Source organism: Chryseobacterium echinoideorum (assembly GCF_007474535.1).
In the GTDB taxonomy this organism is placed as follows: domain Bacteria; phylum Bacteroidota; class Bacteroidia; order Flavobacteriales; family Weeksellaceae; genus Chryseobacterium; species Chryseobacterium echinoideorum.
Genome location: NZ_VKNW01000003.1, coordinates 177,457 through 193,433, shown reverse-complemented (window position 1 = coordinate 193,433; position 15,977 = coordinate 177,457). Strand labels below are relative to the sequence as shown.

Annotated in this window: 14 protein-coding genes; 13 read left to right on the top strand and 1 reads right to left on the bottom strand. The window is 36.2% G+C overall.

What is annotated here, in order from left to right; genetic code table 11:
- Positions 1–11 precede the first annotated feature (11 nt).
- The gene (locus FOL89_RS04925; protein WP_144281738.1) at positions 12–446 is read right to left on the bottom strand and encodes a hypothetical protein; all 435 of its coding nucleotides are present in this window, start codon (positions 444–446) and stop codon (positions 12–14) included.
- Between the two features lie 168 nt (positions 447–614).
- Here FOL89_RS04925 and FOL89_RS04920 point away from each other — a divergent pair, with 168 nt between their 5' ends.
- The 13 genes from FOL89_RS04920 to FOL89_RS04860 all read left to right on the top strand — a co-directional run bounded on the left by FOL89_RS04920 (position 615) and on the right by FOL89_RS04860 (position 15,879).
- Positions 615–1,706, top strand: coding sequence for a sensor histidine kinase (locus FOL89_RS04920; RefSeq protein WP_144281737.1), 1,092 nt, complete (start codon positions 615–617; stop codon positions 1,704–1,706).
- Positions 1,703–2,413 (top strand): LytR/AlgR family response regulator transcription factor, encoded by a 711-nt coding sequence (locus FOL89_RS04915; protein ID WP_144281736.1) that lies wholly within the window; start codon positions 1,703–1,705, stop codon positions 2,411–2,413. Before FOL89_RS04920 ends, FOL89_RS04915 begins: the two co-directional genes overlap by 4 nt.
- A 404-nt stretch (positions 2,414–2,817) precedes the next feature.
- Positions 2,818–4,167: a sigma-54-dependent transcriptional regulator gene (locus tag FOL89_RS04910; RefSeq protein ID WP_144281735.1), complete on the top strand. Its 1,350-nt coding sequence runs from the start codon at positions 2,818–2,820 to the stop codon at positions 4,165–4,167.
- Between the two features lie 158 nt (positions 4,168–4,325).
- Positions 4,326–4,487: a hypothetical protein gene (locus FOL89_RS17510; protein WP_185146913.1), complete on the top strand. Its 162-nt coding sequence runs from the start codon at positions 4,326–4,328 to the stop codon at positions 4,485–4,487.
- A gap of 239 nt (positions 4,488–4,726) precedes the next feature.
- Positions 4,727–6,424: a potassium-transporting ATPase subunit KdpA gene (kdpA, locus tag FOL89_RS04900; RefSeq protein ID WP_144281734.1), complete on the top strand. Its 1,698-nt coding sequence runs from the start codon at positions 4,727–4,729 to the stop codon at positions 6,422–6,424.
- Positions 6,425–6,435: 11 nt separating this feature from the next.
- Positions 6,436–8,466, top strand: a complete 2,031-nt coding sequence (gene kdpB, locus FOL89_RS04895; RefSeq protein WP_144281733.1) for a potassium-transporting ATPase subunit KdpB — start codon at positions 6,436–6,438, stop codon at positions 8,464–8,466.
- A 55-nt stretch (positions 8,467–8,521) separates the two neighbouring features.
- On the top strand, positions 8,522–9,082 hold the full coding sequence (locus FOL89_RS04890) for a K(+)-transporting ATPase subunit C (protein WP_144281732.1): 561 nt from the start codon (positions 8,522–8,524) through the stop codon (positions 9,080–9,082).
- A 16-nt stretch (positions 9,083–9,098) separates the two neighbouring features.
- A complete protein-coding gene (locus FOL89_RS04885) occupies positions 9,099–10,178 on the top strand; it encodes a porin (protein ID WP_144281731.1) in 1,080 nt (359 codons plus the stop codon).
- 40 nt (positions 10,179–10,218) lie between these two features.
- Positions 10,219–11,340, top strand: coding sequence for a sensor protein KdpD (locus FOL89_RS04880; protein WP_144281730.1), 1,122 nt, complete (start codon positions 10,219–10,221; stop codon positions 11,338–11,340).
- Positions 11,341–11,456: 116 nt separating this feature from the next.
- On the top strand, positions 11,457–13,190 hold the full coding sequence (locus FOL89_RS04875) for a sensor histidine kinase (protein WP_144281729.1): 1,734 nt from the start codon (positions 11,457–11,459) through the stop codon (positions 13,188–13,190).
- A gap of 176 nt (positions 13,191–13,366) precedes the next feature.
- The gene (locus FOL89_RS04870; protein ID WP_185146912.1) at positions 13,367–13,921 is read left to right on the top strand and encodes a Crp/Fnr family transcriptional regulator; all 555 of its coding nucleotides are present in this window, start codon (positions 13,367–13,369) and stop codon (positions 13,919–13,921) included.
- Positions 13,922–14,070: 149 nt separating this feature from the next.
- Positions 14,071–14,595: a DUF421 domain-containing protein gene (locus FOL89_RS04865; RefSeq protein ID WP_144281727.1), complete on the top strand. Its 525-nt coding sequence runs from the start codon at positions 14,071–14,073 to the stop codon at positions 14,593–14,595.
- Between the two features lie 84 nt (positions 14,596–14,679).
- Positions 14,680–15,879, top strand: coding sequence for a DUF2254 domain-containing protein (locus FOL89_RS04860; RefSeq protein WP_228444860.1), 1,200 nt, complete (start codon positions 14,680–14,682; stop codon positions 15,877–15,879).
- Positions 15,880–15,977 lie beyond the last annotated feature (98 nt).

Sequence of the window (15,977 nt, the reverse complement as noted above, 5' to 3'; positions counted from 1 at the left end):
AATATGAATGTTTATTTAATGATTTGTACCTCTGATCGTAAGAAATCAAGGCTGAATATTTTATCATAGATGTTATCCGGTGATTTATTTTCAATAATATCTCTGAACAATTTGAGCTCTTGAGATGCAGAGTCGATGATCAGAACAAGCCATAGCTCTTTTAGTTGCTCAAGTTTTTTTATTTCAGCCAGACTAGCATTGAAATAATATGCACTTTCTGAAGATCGGTCTGTATGATCGCAAAAGATAATTCCTTTATTCGTTCCGGAATGGTTAATAATAGTGAACTTATATCGCATCCAATTGATGATCTCAATGGATGGATCAAAGGACTGTATAAAACGGCTCAGATCTGCAATCTTTTTGATCATCTCTTCTTGGTGCTCGACCGGGAGATAAGAATCCTCTATTTCTTCTACAACTTTTAAAAAACTTTCAACCTTCATAGATCATGATTTACACAGCAAAAGAAAGGTTTTTTGATCTCCGTTTTTGTTTTTTTATACCAAACACCCATGAACTTCTACCAAAATCCGGTTATTTTTTTTGGTAGCCTAAAACATTTGTTTTGTATAAATTTTTAAAAGGACTATTACAAATGATCTATTTTTGTAATGAATAAATTTTTTATGGAAACCTATCAGTACAATAAGACCAGTGGCATTATCACTTTTTTAGTAGATGCACGATATCGCTTTTTCAGACACATTCTACTTTTGCTGTGGCTGTTTTTGCTATTGGCCAATGTTAACTTTATTTCTGAATTTACTCAAAACTCAAGGTATTTTCTGTTCCTAGCGGTATTTTTAACCTTTGTGATGATGATTTACATCAACATGTATGTTATTGTCCCTTTATTTTTTTTCAAGGGAAAATACATGGCCTATCTTTTGACCGTATTCATGCTCTGTATCCTAGGTCTTAGCTTTCTTATTTTCATTATTGGAAACCTTTTTAATGATTATCACATTAATAATCTACACAAGTCTTTTGAAATCAGTGAATATTTTGGAAGTATGAATTTTGTTATGCTATTCATTTTATTGACCACGACCATAAAACTTCTCCAAAGATGGATTATGGACAGTACCAGAATGTCTGAGCTAAAAACCCTGACAATGAATCTGGAACTAAACGAATTAAAAAATCAGATTACCCCGCATTTTTTGTTTAATATGCTTAATAATATAAAGGCACTGATCAGAAACAATCCTTCAAAAGCCACTGATATTATTATACGGTTATCGGATCTGCTGAGATATCAGTTGTATGAGAGTAGCAATGAGAAAGTAAGATTAACTTCCGAAATCAAATTTATAACCAATTTTTTAAGCCTGGAGAAAATAAGGAGAGACCACTTTGATTTTACAATTCAAACAAATGATAAATTGTCAGATTTGAGAACAGTTGAAATACCTCCCAATGTCTTTATGCCATTCGTAGAAAATGCGGTCAAGCACAGCGCAGATATTACAGAAAATGAGAGTAATATTAATATACAGTTTTCCATCACCGAAAAAGAAATATTTTTTTGCTGCATCAATTCTGTATCTTCAGATAAAGAGAAGATTCAAAACCTCTATGGCGGTCTGGGACTGAAAAATATTACCAGAAGACTACAGCTTTTATATGCTGATAATGAATATAAATTTGAGATATCATCGCAGAACCATCAATATACTGTTAAATTAAAAATCCCCATATGAACTGTATCATAATAGATGATGAGCCATTGGCCAGAGAAGAATTACAGTCTATGTTACAAGAAATTTCCGGTCCTAAGGTCATCGGAAGTTTTTCAAATACATTGGCTGCAGAAAAATTCCTTTCAGAAGGTGAGACAGACGTGGTATTTCTTGATATAGAAATGCCTAAAGTGACAGGATTGGAATTTGCTGAAAAAATACCCAAAAGCAGTCTTGTTATTTTCACGACAGCATATCCTCAATACGCATTGGAAAGTTATGAACTGGATGCCATAGACTACCTTCTGAAGCCTTTTAATAATGAACGGCTTAAAAAAACAGTTGACAAAGCCCAGCATTACTACGATTTACTGTCAGATAACAAAGAAAACAGCCTGGAAAAAAGTACATTTGAGTTTCTGATTATAAGATCTGAAAAGAGATTTTATAAAGTTAATTTTGCAGATATCCGATATATTGAAGGTTTAAAAGATTATGTTCTGATCCATACCACATCGCAGAAAATAATAGCCTCAATGAATCTTAAGACTATCCATCAGAAAATTCCTTTGCCAGGTTTCATAAGAGTCAGTAAGTCATATATTGTAAATAGCGATCATATTATCTCATTTGACAGTTATTCAATCAGCTTGCATGATGCAGAGGTTCCAATCGGTGAGATCTACAAAGACAATTTTCTTAAGATATTTACAAAAGGAATGTTATAAGGACTTTTCACTATATTTAGTTTCACGAGTAGGTTAGTATCATAAAATAAATACTCTTTTAAGTTTGCTGGTCTAAATGAAATTAATTAATGAAACCGATAATGAAAAAAATATAAATTATTGTCTATTGGAATTGTAGACTATTTGTTATAAATTTGCACCAGATTCTCATGTTTAATTTGAGTTTTCATGGTTATTAGTTTTTATCCTCGACTTTGTCGGGGATTTTTTATTCGCATCAGTCCATTCCAAGATTAGCTACTAATATTTTTGACACTATTATTAAATATTGGATCTAAATTGAGAACATAGTTCTTACTACTGATACCCGTTCTCAAAGTTGAGTTTTAGTATTATTTCGATGAACAATAATAACTACCTTTGCATTACAATTTTTTCATCCATTGAACAAAATCCTAATCATAGACGACGAAGAAAAAATCAGAACACTGCTTTCCAGAATTATTTCTCTGGAAGGATTTGAAGTGTTCCAGGCTTCTGATCTGAAGAATGCCGGAAAAAGGCTTGAAGTTTCAGAGATTGATGTCATTATCAGCGATGTGAAGCTTCCGGATGGCAGCGGTGTCGAGTTTTCTAAAGTCATCAAAGAAAATCATCCGGCTTCGGAAGTGATTCTCCTGACAGCTTTCGGGAATATCCCGGATGGTGTGCAGTCCATAAAAAATGGGGCTTTTGATTATATCACGAAAGGCAATGATAACAATAAAATCATTCCACTGGTGTATAAAGCTTTGGAAAAAGTAAAGCTTAACAAGCGTCTTGTCCAACTGGAAAAGCAGTTGGGCGACAAGCATTCTTTTGACAATATCATAGGGAAATCTTCTCCTATCAAATCGGCGATTGATTCTGCAAAAAAAGTAGCCGTTACCGACGCTACCGTTTTATTAAATGGCGAAACAGGAACCGGAAAGGAAGTTTTTGCACAGGCGATTCATAGTGCCAGCAACCGCAATAAACAGAATTTTGTAGCGGTCAACTGTTCGGCTTTTGGCAAAGAACTACTGGAAAATGAACTGTTCGGACACAAAGCCGGAGCATTTACGGGTGCAATGAAAGATTCTAAAGGGATTTTCGAGGAGGCAAATAATGGAACGGTTTTCCTGGATGAGATCGGAGAAATGCCTTTGGATTTGCAGGCTAAGCTCTTGCGGGTTTTAGAGTCCGGTGAGTTTATGAAAGTTGGTGACAGTAAACCAACGAAAGTCAACGTGAGGATTATTGCAGCCACAAACCGGGATTTGCAGAAGGAAATTGATAACGGAAACTTTCGGGAAGATCTGTATTACCGGATTAATATATTTAATATCATTCTGCCGTCTTTGCGGGAAATAACTTCTGACATTGAGGAACTTGCAATTTTTTTCCTTAGAAAATTTGCAACCAAAGTCGGAAAAAAAATAACAGCCATTTCCGATGAATATCTGAATGTACTCAAAAAACATTTCTGGAAAGGCAACATCCGCGAACTTAGAAATATCATAGAGCGAAGCGTTATTCTGGAAGACGGTCAGGAATTGACGGTCGACAGTCTGCCATTTGAACTTCAGCAAAATAAGGAATCTAAGGATTCCGATAGTAAAATCTTATCCGCTTTCTCAATGGCAAGTGCAGAAAAACTTCACATTCAGAAAATTCTTAATTACACCAAAGGCAATAAAGCGGAAGCGGCACGGTTGCTGGAAATCGGCATTGCAACACTTTACCGCAAAATTGAAGAATACAAAATATCATAAATCAGCTTATCATTCTGATAACGAGCCTATCATTTTGATAGGCTTTTTTATTTGCTTAAATCTCTTTTTTTAATATATATAATTGAAAATCAATTTATTGTATTCGATTTAATTGAATCGGAATATATCTTGGCATAATTGATTCAAATAATTAAAAAATGAATCATCGTAAAACATTACCTCAAATCACAAAATTTACACCTCAATCTTCTCGAAAAGAGACTGAAAATCAATTAAAAATTGTTCCGTGGAATCTGCTAATTACATTTTACGGAATGATTATCTGTTTTGGAATTATTTACAGAACATTCAATCCATAAAATGATGATACTTGTAATCACCTTATCGGGAATTTTCCTTTTTTATCATCTTTTTTAACGATTAAATATTTAAAAAAAATATGACTGCATTATTCATCATTGCCATTGCCGTATTTAGCTATATGTGCTATGTGCTAGTAAAACCAGAAAAATTTTAAGAGAATGAAAAGTAGGAATGAGCGTGCCACTTTTTACCTCTTACTTCTCAATTCTGACTAATCCTCTAACTCAAAAAAAAAATGAATACAGAAATTTTAGGAATTATCCTGATGTTTGCCATCACCATTTCTCTGGCGATTCCGTTAGGAAAATACATCGGCAAAATATTCACCAATGAAAAAACTTGGCTGGATAAAATTTTAAATCCTGTTGATAAGCTTTTTTATAAGCTTTCAGGCATTGATCCGGAAAAAGAAATGAATTGGAAACAGCATTTGGTTGCTTTGTTAACCATCAATTTAGTCTGGTTACTTACCGCAATATTTGTATTAACCAATATGAGCTGGCTTCCTTTGAATCCTGACAGCAATCCCTCAATGAGTAGTGATCTCGCTTTTAATACCGCTGTAAGCTTTGTGACCAACACTAATCTGCAGCATTATTCCGGTGAATCAGCTTTATCCTATCTGGGACAACTAACCCTAATGTTGTGGCAGTTTATTAGCGCAGGTTGCGGAATTGCCATTGCAGCAGTAGTTTTTATGGCGATGAAGGAAAAAACCACTGATAAAATGGGCAATTTTTATTTCTTCTTCGTGAGAAGCTGCACAAGAATTTTATTGCCGATTGCTATTTTGGTGGCTTCATTACTGGCATTGAACGGTGTACAGATGACCTTTGAAGGAAAAGATACAATCACCAATTTGCAGGGCGATAAAGTAGAAGTCAGCCGTGGTCCTGTTGCCGCATTCGTAGCGATCAAACAGTTAGGAACCAATGGCGGTGGTTTTTTTGGTCCTAATTCTACACATCCTTTGGAAAACCCCAATTATTTTACCAACATCGTGGAAACAGTGTCTATTATGCTCATTCCTATAGCATTGGTTTTTGCAATGGGACACATGATCAGAAGAAAAAGGCTCTCATGGACGATTTTTGGAGTAATGACCGTAGGATTTTTATTATTGTTAACCCCGACAGTTTTCAACGAAATGAACGGAAATCCCGGAATATCAAAAATGAATATTTCTCAGACAATGGGAAGTATGGAAGGAAAGGAAGTCCGTTTTGGATCTGCAGCTTCAGCGTATTGGGCAATTAATACTACCGTTACCAGCAACGGATCAGTCAATTCAATGCACGATTCTCTCACTCCGCTTTCAGGAATGAATGCAATGCTCGGAATGATGGTTAATGCTTTTTACGGAGGAGTTGGCGTAGGATTTCTTAATTTTTACATCTTCATCATTCTGGCGGTTTTTATCAGCGGATTGATGGTCGGCAGAACACCTGAATTTCTAGGAAAGAAAATAGAAGCCAAAGAAATGAAAATTGCGATGATGATTGCATTGCTTCATCCCTTCCTGATTCTTGCAGGAACAGCTATTGCGAGTTATACTTACACCAATGATCCTCAAACTTATGCCAGTTGGCTCAATAATCCGGGCTTCCACGGATTTAGCGAAATGTTATACGAATTCACCTCATCCAGTGCCAATAACGGAAGTGGTTTTGAAGGGTTGGGAGATAATACGCCGTTTTGGAATATCGCTTGCGGAATCGTGATGCTGATGGCGAGATATTTACCAATTATAGGTCCGGTTGCTATTGCAGGAAGTTTGGCAGCTAAAAAATACATCCCGGAAAGTGCAGGAACTTTAAAAACCGATACTTCTACTTTTGGACTGATGATTTTTGCAGTGATTGTCATTGTAGCAGCACTTTCATTTTTCCCAGCTTTGGCTTTAGGTCCTATTGCAGAATATTTTTCACTTTAATTTTATTCATAATGAAAGAAAAAAACAACAATTTGTTTCAACCTGAGCTGATGAATGAAGCCTTGAAACAATCTTTTATAAAACTGAATCCTGCCAAGATGTTCCATAATCCTGTGATGTTTATGGTTTGGGTTGGCACCTTGGTAATGGCAGGTGTTTGCGTCTGGATTGTGTTGGGAGAACAAAACCAAGGAAGTTTGGTGTATAATCTTGCCGTAACATTGATTCTTTTTCTCACTTTATTATTTGCCAATTTTGCGGAAGCCATTGCGGAAGCCAGAGGGAAAGCGCAGGCAGATTCTTTAAGAAAAACGAGAGAAGAAACGCCTGCAAAAAAAAGTAATGGTGTGAATACTTCTGATTTTTCACTTATCACATCCAGCCAACTCAGAAAAGGTGATATTTTCATCTGCGAACCGGGAGACATTATCCCAACAGATGGCGAAATTATTGAAGGTTTAGCTACGATTGATGAAAGTGCGATTACCGGCGAAAGCGCTCCCGTAATTCGTGAAGCTGGTGGTGACAAGAGTAGTGTAACAGGCGGAACTAAAGTTTTGTCGGATTTTATCAAAGTTAGAGTAACCACAGAGCCGGGCGAAAGTTTCTTAGATAAAATGATTGCTCTGGTAGAAGGCGCTTCCAGACAAAAAACACCCAACGAAATTGCTTTGACTATTCTTTTGGCAGGTTTTACTTTGGTTTTTATCATTGTGACCGTCACTTTGAAACCTTTTGGTGATTACGCTCATACGCCAATTACCATTGCAGCATTTATTTCCCTTTTTGTTTGTTTGATTCCAACGACGATTGGCGGTTTGCTATCCGCTATCGGAATTGCAGGAATGGATAGAGCTTTGCGTGCCAACGTCATTACCAAAAGCGGTAAAGCTGTAGAGACAGCAGGAGATGTGGATGTTCTTTTGCTAGACAAAACAGGAACAATCACCATTGGGAACAGAAAAGCAACACATTTTCATCTGGCAAAAGGCGTAGAAGAAAAACATTTCATAAAATCTGTAGTATTGAGTTCTATGGCAGACGAGACACCTGAAGGAAAATCAATTATAGAATTAGCTGGCGTTAATCCATTGAATTATGAAGTCAATAATCCTGAATACATCACTTTCACAGCAGAAACAAGAAGTTCAGGTATCAATCATGACAATATCAGGATCCGAAAAGGTGCTTCTGATGCCATCAGAAATATTGTTGAAAAAGCGGGAAATGCTTTCCCAAAAGAAACAGAGGAAGCAGTAAGAATTATTTCCAGCAACGGCGGAACGCCTTTAGTGGTTTCCGAAAATGAAAAAGTTTTAGGGGTTGTAGAATTGCAGGATATCATCAAACCGGGAATTCAGGAGCGTTTTGAACGTTTGAGAAAAATGGGAATTAAAACTGTAATGGTTACCGGTGATAATCCGCTTACTGCGAAATATATTGCAGAAAAAGCAGGAGTGGATGATTTTATTGCGGAAGCCAAGCCTGAAGACAAAATGAATTACATCAAAAAAGAACAATCTGAAGGAAGATTGGTCGCAATGATGGGAGACGGAACCAATGATGCGCCTGCTTTGGCTCAGGCAGATGTAGGCGTAGCGATGAACAGCGGAACGCAGGCAGCCAAAGAAGCAGGAAATATGGTGGATCTGGATAATGACCCAACCAAATTGATTGAAGTGGTAGAAATTGGGAAGCAATTATTGATGACCAGAGGTACACTTACAACATTCAGTATTGCGAATGATGTGGCAAAATATTTTGCGATTGTTCCTGCATTGTTTATCACCTCAATTCCGGCTTTGCAAGGATTGAATATTATGAAATTAAATTCACCAGAAACTGCTATTCTTTCGGCTGTTATTTTTAATGCGATGATCATTCCTATGCTGATTCCACTAGCGTTAAAAGGTGTAGCTTATAAACCAATAGGAGCCAGTGCATTGCTCAGAAGAAATCTTTTGATTTACGGTTTAGGCGGTGTTTTAATTCCTTTTGCCGGAATAAAAATTATTGATTTAATCGTGTCTAATTTTATTTAGAGTAAAAAGTTTGTTGATAAACTTCTCACCTCTAACTTACAACCTAAAAAAAAAAATGAAACAAAATATTTTATCAGCAATCAGGCTCACTGCAGTATGTTTGCTTCTATTTTCAGGAGTTTATACGTTAATTATTTTTGGGATCGTTCAATTTTCCCCAAATAATGGAAAAGGCGAAGTCATAACTGAAAATAACCGAAAATACTATGAAAATATCGGTCAAAAATTTGACCAAGACCAATATTTCTGGTCTCGTCCATCCGCAGTAGATTACAATGCTGCAGGTGCTGGAGGAAGCAATAAAGGTCCATCAAATCCAGATTATTTAAAAACCGTAAAGGAAAGAATTGATAATTTCACCAAACATAATCCTGGTATTAAAACATCTGAAATTCCTTCGGATCTTGTGACAGCAAGCGGAAGCGGTCTTGACCCGAATATTTCTGTTCAGGCAGCAAAAGTTCAGGTGGAAAGAATTGCGAAAATCAGAAATGTAGAGAAAACAAAAATTGAACAGATCATTGTCTCAAACACAGAAAAACCGCTTTTCGGACTTTTCGGGACAGAAAAAATAAATGTGCTGAAACTCAATATTGCTTTGGACGGCTTGAAATAATTTAAACTAATTGAAAATGAAAAATACTATATTAATGGCTTTATTGATGCTTGGATTATCGAATATGATCTTAGCGCAGGAAGTAAGTAATCCACTTAAAATCAGTGGATATGCAGAAGTTTACTATCAATATGATTTTAATAATCCTATTAATAATAACAGACCTTCTTTTACCTACAGTCATAACCGAAACAACGAGGTCAATCTCAATCTGGGACTAATCAAAGCCAATTATGAAACTGAAAAACTGAGGGCAAATCTGGCTTTGGCAGCCGGAAGTTATATGAATGCCAATTATGCCGCAGAACCAGGTGTGCTGAAAAATATCTATGAAGCCAATGTTGGAATCAAAATTTCAAAGTCAAAAAATCTATGGATAGATGCGGGAATTTTACCCTCTCACATAGGTTTTGAAAGTGCTGTCAGCAAAGATTGTTTTACCTTAACCAGAAGTATGTTGGCGGATAATTCCCCCTACTTCGAAAGTGGTGCAAAGATCTCGTACACCAGCGAAAGCGGAAAATGGTTCATTAGCGGACTGGTGCTGAACGGATGGCAGCGAATCCAAAGAGTGGATGGTAATTCTACGGTTGCCTTCGGACATCAACTGACTTATAAACCAACTGAAAAAATAACACTAAACAGCAGTTCGTTTATCGGGAATGATAAGCCGGACAGCATAAGACAGATGCGGTATTTTCATAATTTGTACGGTATTTTCCAGCTGACAGAAAAATTTGCTTTGATTACAGGTTTTGATATGGGTGCAGAACAAAAATCTAAAGGAAGTGAGCAGTATAATGTCTGGTATTCGCCGGTAATTATCGCTAAATACAGTGCTACGGAAAAGATGAGTTTTGCAGTACGAGGAGAATATTATCAGGACAAAAACGGTGTCATCATAGCCACCGGAACAGAGAATGGTTTTCAAACCTTCGGATATTCGCTGAATGCCGATTACTGGATTCTTCCGAATCTTGTTTGGCGAACAGAAATCAAGAATTTGAGCAGCAAAGATGCCATTTTTTTCAACCAGGAAATGAATACCCGACAAAATGATTTTTCTGCGGTTACATCACTGGCTGTTAGCTTTTAACACTTTTCACTTCTGACATCTCACCGCTTACAATAATGCTATGGACGAGAAAAAATCTGCACAGGATTTCCTCAATTTGATTAAAAAATCAAGAAAGGGAAAATTCAAGATCTACATCGGGATGAGTGCCGGCGTAGGGAAGACCTATCGTATGTTGCAGGAAGCGCATTCACTTTTATCAAACGGAATTGATGTAAAAATCGGCTATATCGAAACGCATCATCGAAAGGAAACACACGCTTTGCTGGAAGGCCTGCCAATCATTCCCAGAAGAAAATTATTTTACAAAGGAAAAGAGTTGGATGAACTGGATGTACAGGCGGTAATTAATCTTCGTCCGGAAGTGGTGATTGTGGATGAACTGGCACATACCAACATCGAAGGCAGTAAAAACCAAAAACGATGGCAGGATGTGATGGAAATCCTGGAAGCCGGCATCAATGTCATCAGTGCCGTGAATATTCAGCATATTGAAAGTCTGAATGAAGATATAAAAGAGATTACCAGTATTGAGGTGAAAGAGCGGATTCCCGACAGTGTTCTGGCTCAGGCTGATGAGGTGGTAAATATCGACCTTACTGCTGAAGAACTGATTGACCGTTTAAAAGCAGGTAAAATTTACGATAACTCCAAAATCAATTCTGCGCTGAGTAATTTTTTTAAAAGCGAAAATATCCTTCAACTCAGAGAATTGGCGCTGAAGGAAGTCGCGTCTCAGGTTCAGCGAAAAGTAGAGACCGAGGTTTCGTCTATCAAAAATATCAGGAAAGAAAAATTTCTCGCCTGCATCAGCTCCAATGAAAAAACAGCAAGAAATGTCATCCGTAAAGCGGCAAGACTTGCAAATTACTACAACAGTCAATGGTATCTGCTGTATGTTCAGATTCCAAAGGAAAAACCCGATAAAATTGCATTGGACAAGCAAAGACATCTCATCAATAATTTTAAATTAGCCACTGAGCTGGGCGCAGAAATCATCAAAGTGGAAGGCTCAAATGTTGCCCATACAATTATGGAACAATGCGAGGAACGGAAAATCACAACCGTCTGCATCGGAAAACCGCATCTCAGTCTCTGGAAAATTATTGCTGCAACGGATACGTTCAACTCTCTTCTGAACAAATTATCAAATGAAAATATAGATTTGGTGATATTAAGTTAGAAGTTAATAAAAGTAAAAAGTGAGAAGTTTGATGAAAAATATTTAATTTTACTTCTAAAATTAATCCCTTATTTCTTACCTGCAATTTCTCACTGCTTACTCCAAAATCCTTTCAAATGAAAATAAAAACAAAACTCAATATTGGTGTAGGCTTACTGTTTATGATGATTTTTGTATTGTCGGTTTTGAGCGGCTGGTACATCAATCAACTGAAAAAAGACACCAACAATATCCTGAAAGCCAATTACAACACGCTGGAATATTCACGAAATATGCTTTTGGCTCTGGAGGAAATCAATACCGATCCGCTTGCATTTGATGTGTTTGAAAAACACCTGGAAAAACAACGCAGAAACGTCACCGAGCCTGGAGAAAAGGAAGCCACGGAGAATATTGCCGTGCATTTCCAGGCTTTGAAAAAAAATGATTCAAATATTTTGCTTCAATCGTCCATCAGAAAAGACATTGCAGAACTGATGCAGCTGAATATGAGTGCCATTGGACACAAAAGTGCTATTGCAGATTCTACTGCTGAAACTGCGATAATGGTAATTTCCATCACGGGAATGCTGTGTTTCATTGTTGCGTTTATTCTTTTGGTCAATCTGCCTTCCAATATTGCAGATCCTATCAGAACGCTCACGGGAAGTATCCGACAGATTGCAAATCAAAATTATAAAGAAAGAATTCATTTCGAGAGCAGAAGCGAATTTGGCGAACTGGCAAAATCCTTCAACACAATGGCGGAAAAACTTCAGGAATATTCCGAAAGCCGTCTGGATAAAATTATTCGCGGGAAAAAGCGTATCGAAACTTTAATAGATAATATGCACGATCCTGTGATTGGGATTGATGAGAACAGAAAAGTACTCTTTGTGAATGATGAAGCCTTGAAAATCACAGGACTAAAAAAAGAAGTTTTTGTCGGAAAACTGATTCAGGATGTGGCCGTAACCAATGATCTGATAAGAGATTTGATTAAGGAGCTGATTCAGCCTGCAACCATTGATCCGCATAAAGAACCAGTGAAAATCTATGCTGACGGAAAGGAAAGTTATTTTGAAAAAGAAGTCATTGACATCAATGTAATCCCAACCGGCGAACAGGAATCCCGTTTTATAGGACAGGTGATTATGCTGAGGAATATCACGCCTTTCAAAGAGCTGGATCTGGCCAAAACCAATTTTCTGGGAACAGTTTCGCACGAATTCAAAACACCCATTTCTTCCATCCAGATGGGATTGCAACTCCTGGAAAACCAACACATCGGAAATCTGAATGATGAACAGAAAAATCTGGTCAATGGAATCAAAGAAGACTCGAACCGCCTGCTTAAAATCACCGGCGAACTTCTGAATATCACTCAGGTTGAAAGTGGATCAATACAGCTTAATATAAAACCTTCGGACATCAAAACAATTATAGATGATGCCATAAATGCCAACAAGTCTGCAGCAGAGCAGAAAAATATTCATATCAATATTGAAATTGATGATCATATTACAAATGTATTGGCTGATAGTGAGAAAACCTCCTGGGTTTTGAATAATCTGTTATCCAATGCGATCCTTTATTCTTATGAAAACTCCGATATTGATGTTGCAGTGTACAGCGAAAGCGATAAAGTCAAATTCTCTGTGAGAGATTACGGTTGTGGTATTGAAGAACAATATCGGGAAAAGATTTTTGACCGTTATTTCAGAATTCCGGGAACAAAAAAGGAGGGAACGGGACTGGGATTGAGTATCAGCAAACAGTTTATTGAAGCACAGGGTGGAAAAATTACTGTTGAAAGTGAATTAGGAGCGGGTACTATATTTTATTTTTTCCTGAAAAATGATCATGCGTGATTGTTTTATTGACCCAAATAATAACTTTACAAACCTCAGATTATTTAGGTATTTAGAGTAGTTTCTAATAGTTTTACTTTGTTCATTCTATTTTTATTTAAAAAAATTTTAAATTAGCACTACTATTACCCTATATGATCATATCTGAGGAACTTTTGCTTAAATATGGAGCAATTATGAAATGCTACCAAGAAAACGAAATTATTTTTAATGAAGGCGGCAGTTCAAAATATTATTTTCAGATAAAGGAAGGAGCCGTAAAAATATGTAATATGTTTGATGAAGGAAAAGAATTTGTACATGGTTTTCCTTTTAATGGTCATTGTTTTGGCGAATCGTATCTGCTGACTGATAAACCTTACGCAATTTCTGCTATTGCACTTACAGATTGTACAGTTATTTTGTTATCAAGACAAAATTATCTGGAATTAATTGACAATAATCCCAATATTTTGATTAATGTAAATCAGTACACAGCCGATCGTCTTCACTTTCGGTATCTTATATCATCTTTTTTGGCTGTAAGTGATCCTTCAGTGAGGATTAAAAAACTTTTGGATCATCTCAAAGATTATTTCGGACACATTGAGCCTTATACTTTTCAGGTTCCCTTTACACGTTATCAATTGGCAAGCTTAGTTGGTCTGCGTGTAGAAACTGTGATCAGAATTATCAAAAAAATGGAGGCTGCGAAGCTGCTTAAAATTAATCAAACCAAGATTTATTATTGATAATGCCTTTCAGGGAACATTAATTGCACTACCATTTTTACATTCATAAAATAATAATTATGAGTTGTGCATTGAGGTATAATTATTAAATCACAAATAGTTTGTTATTAGAGTGCACATCTAATGGTAACCTGTTATAAAAAATTATTATGGAAAATTTGTTTTTTGATAATTGGGAAAGTCTTGTCAGAACTTTTATACTGGGATTATTAGGCTACTTCGCATTGATATTGATGCTTAGAATATCCGGTAAAAGAACATTATCGCAAATGAAAGAATTTGATTTTATTGTTACCGTTGCTTTAGGTTCTACATTGGCAACAGTTTTATTAAGCAAAGAAGTTTCACTTGCAGACGGTATTTTAGCTCTTGTAATGTTAATTTCATTACAATATCTTTTGGCATACTTGTCTTTAAGATCCAATAAAGTTTCTAAACTCATCAGCTCAGATCCAACATTATTGTTTTACAAAGGAGAATTTCTTTGGAATGCTTTAAAAAAAGAAAGAGTAACTGAAGCTGAGGTGCGATCTGCCTTGCGGAGCAATCAAATTATTTCCTTGGAGCAGGTTGAAGCTGTTGTTATGGAATCAAATGGTAAATTTACAGTAGTAAAAACTGGTTCGCTCTCAGATAAAGATTCGCCTTTATTTAATGTCAAGAGAATTGATTGATTGTAGTATTTCCAGAAAAAAACAATTTTGTGATCATAGATAATTTAAGTTTAAATCATTATGGGTAAAAATATATTCAAGTCTGTGAGAACGATATATAAAAATATTACCAACAGTATCGCATTTATTCCCGGAACGGTAGCATTTGCGTTTTTAGTGCTTTCGTTTTTTATGGTTCAGTTTGATTTTTCTGATGCAGGAAAAGAAATAAAAAGTAGTGCGCATTGGCTTACGTTAAAGGATGCGAGTACTGCAAGAACGATCATTTCCACCATCACAGGAGGAATTATATCTCTGACTGTTTTCAGTTTCAGTATGGTAATGATTTTGCTCAATCAGGCGGCATCGCAGATGAGCAACCGTATTTTAGACAAACTCATAGGGAATCGTTTTCAGCAGACCATATTAGGATTTTATATCGGAACAATTGTATACGCACTTTTTTTACTGAGTACTATAAGAGATATCAATTCGGGTATTTATGTACCCGCTATCAGTACTTATTTTTTGATTGCTCTCACGGTTGTAGATATTTTTTTATTTATATATTTCCTGCACTATGTTACTCAATCAGTGAAATATGATACGATTATCCATAGAATTTATGATGCTACATGTAATTCATTGAAAGAAAATTGTGTTTCGGAAGATATCTCCGATCATAGCTTCTCTGTAAATGACTACTTGCCAATCAATGCGTATAAGTCCGGTATATTTCAGGGATTTCTGCGTGACAGCATGTTGAGAATCTGTGAAAAAGAAGATATCATTATTGCCTTTAATTATCCTGTAGGAACCTTTGTTATACAAGATACACCATTGATGAAGGTTAACAGAGACGACATTTCTGAGGATTTGCTGAATGAGATCAATAGTTTGATAGACATTCATCGGGGTCAGAATATTGATTCATCATACCATTACGGATTCCGGCAGTTAATGGAAGTTGCCATCAGAGCTTTAAGTCCGGGAATAAATGATCCGGGAACTGCTGTTTTGAGTTTACAATCACTAAGTCAGTTGTTAGCATTTCGGTTGAAAAACAATCCGTCAAATCAAATTAAAGGTGACAATGGTTGGGTAAGAATTATAACCAAAGAACGTTCGTTTACTGATCTTTTTAATGAATATATCTATCCTATATGGGATTATGGTAAAGATGACCGTCTTTTGATCAGCGAGATGCATCACATTCTAACTCAGCTGCAAGAATTGCACGATACAAAAGCAATACGTGAACTTTTAGCGGTTGTAAAGGAGGCTAAAATTAAAAAGGGTATTTAGGCCGCTCGCAATAAAAATTACACAAGCCGTTACAAAATAATTTTTTTTGAAAATAAAAATTCAGACAGAATTTAAAGTCTGTTAAGAAAAATATTGGA

Bases quoted from the DNA above. Each gene is read 5' to 3' on its own strand.
- FOL89_RS04890 (WP_144281732.1), top strand. From the start codon at position 8,522: ATGAAACAAAATATTTTATCAGCAATCAGGCTCACTGCAGTATGTTTG.
- kdpA (WP_144281734.1), top strand. From the start codon at position 4,727: ATGAATACAGAAATTTTAGGAATTATCCTGATGTTTGCCATCACCATT.
- FOL89_RS04920 (WP_144281737.1), top strand. From the start codon at position 615: ATGAATAAATTTTTTATGGAAACCTATCAGTACAATAAGACCAGTGGC.
- FOL89_RS04865 (WP_144281727.1), top strand. From the start codon at position 14,071: ATGGAAAATTTGTTTTTTGATAATTGGGAAAGTCTTGTCAGAACTTTT.
- FOL89_RS04880 (WP_144281730.1), top strand. From the start codon at position 10,219: ATGGACGAGAAAAAATCTGCACAGGATTTCCTCAATTTGATTAAAAAA.
- kdpB (WP_144281733.1), top strand. From the start codon at position 6,436: ATGAAAGAAAAAAACAACAATTTGTTTCAACCTGAGCTGATGAATGAA.
- FOL89_RS04925 (WP_144281738.1), bottom strand. From the start codon at position 446: ATGAAGGTTGAAAGTTTTTTAAAAGTTGTAGAAGAAATAGAGGATTCT.
- FOL89_RS04875 (WP_144281729.1), top strand. From the start codon at position 11,457: ATGAAAATAAAAACAAAACTCAATATTGGTGTAGGCTTACTGTTTATG.
- FOL89_RS17510 (WP_185146913.1), top strand. From the start codon at position 4,326: ATGAATCATCGTAAAACATTACCTCAAATCACAAAATTTACACCTCAA.
- FOL89_RS04870 (WP_185146912.1), top strand. From the start codon at position 13,367: ATGAAATGCTACCAAGAAAACGAAATTATTTTTAATGAAGGCGGCAGT.
- FOL89_RS04915 (WP_144281736.1), top strand. From the start codon at position 1,703: ATGAACTGTATCATAATAGATGATGAGCCATTGGCCAGAGAAGAATTA.
- FOL89_RS04885 (WP_144281731.1), top strand. From the start codon at position 9,099: ATGAAAAATACTATATTAATGGCTTTATTGATGCTTGGATTATCGAAT.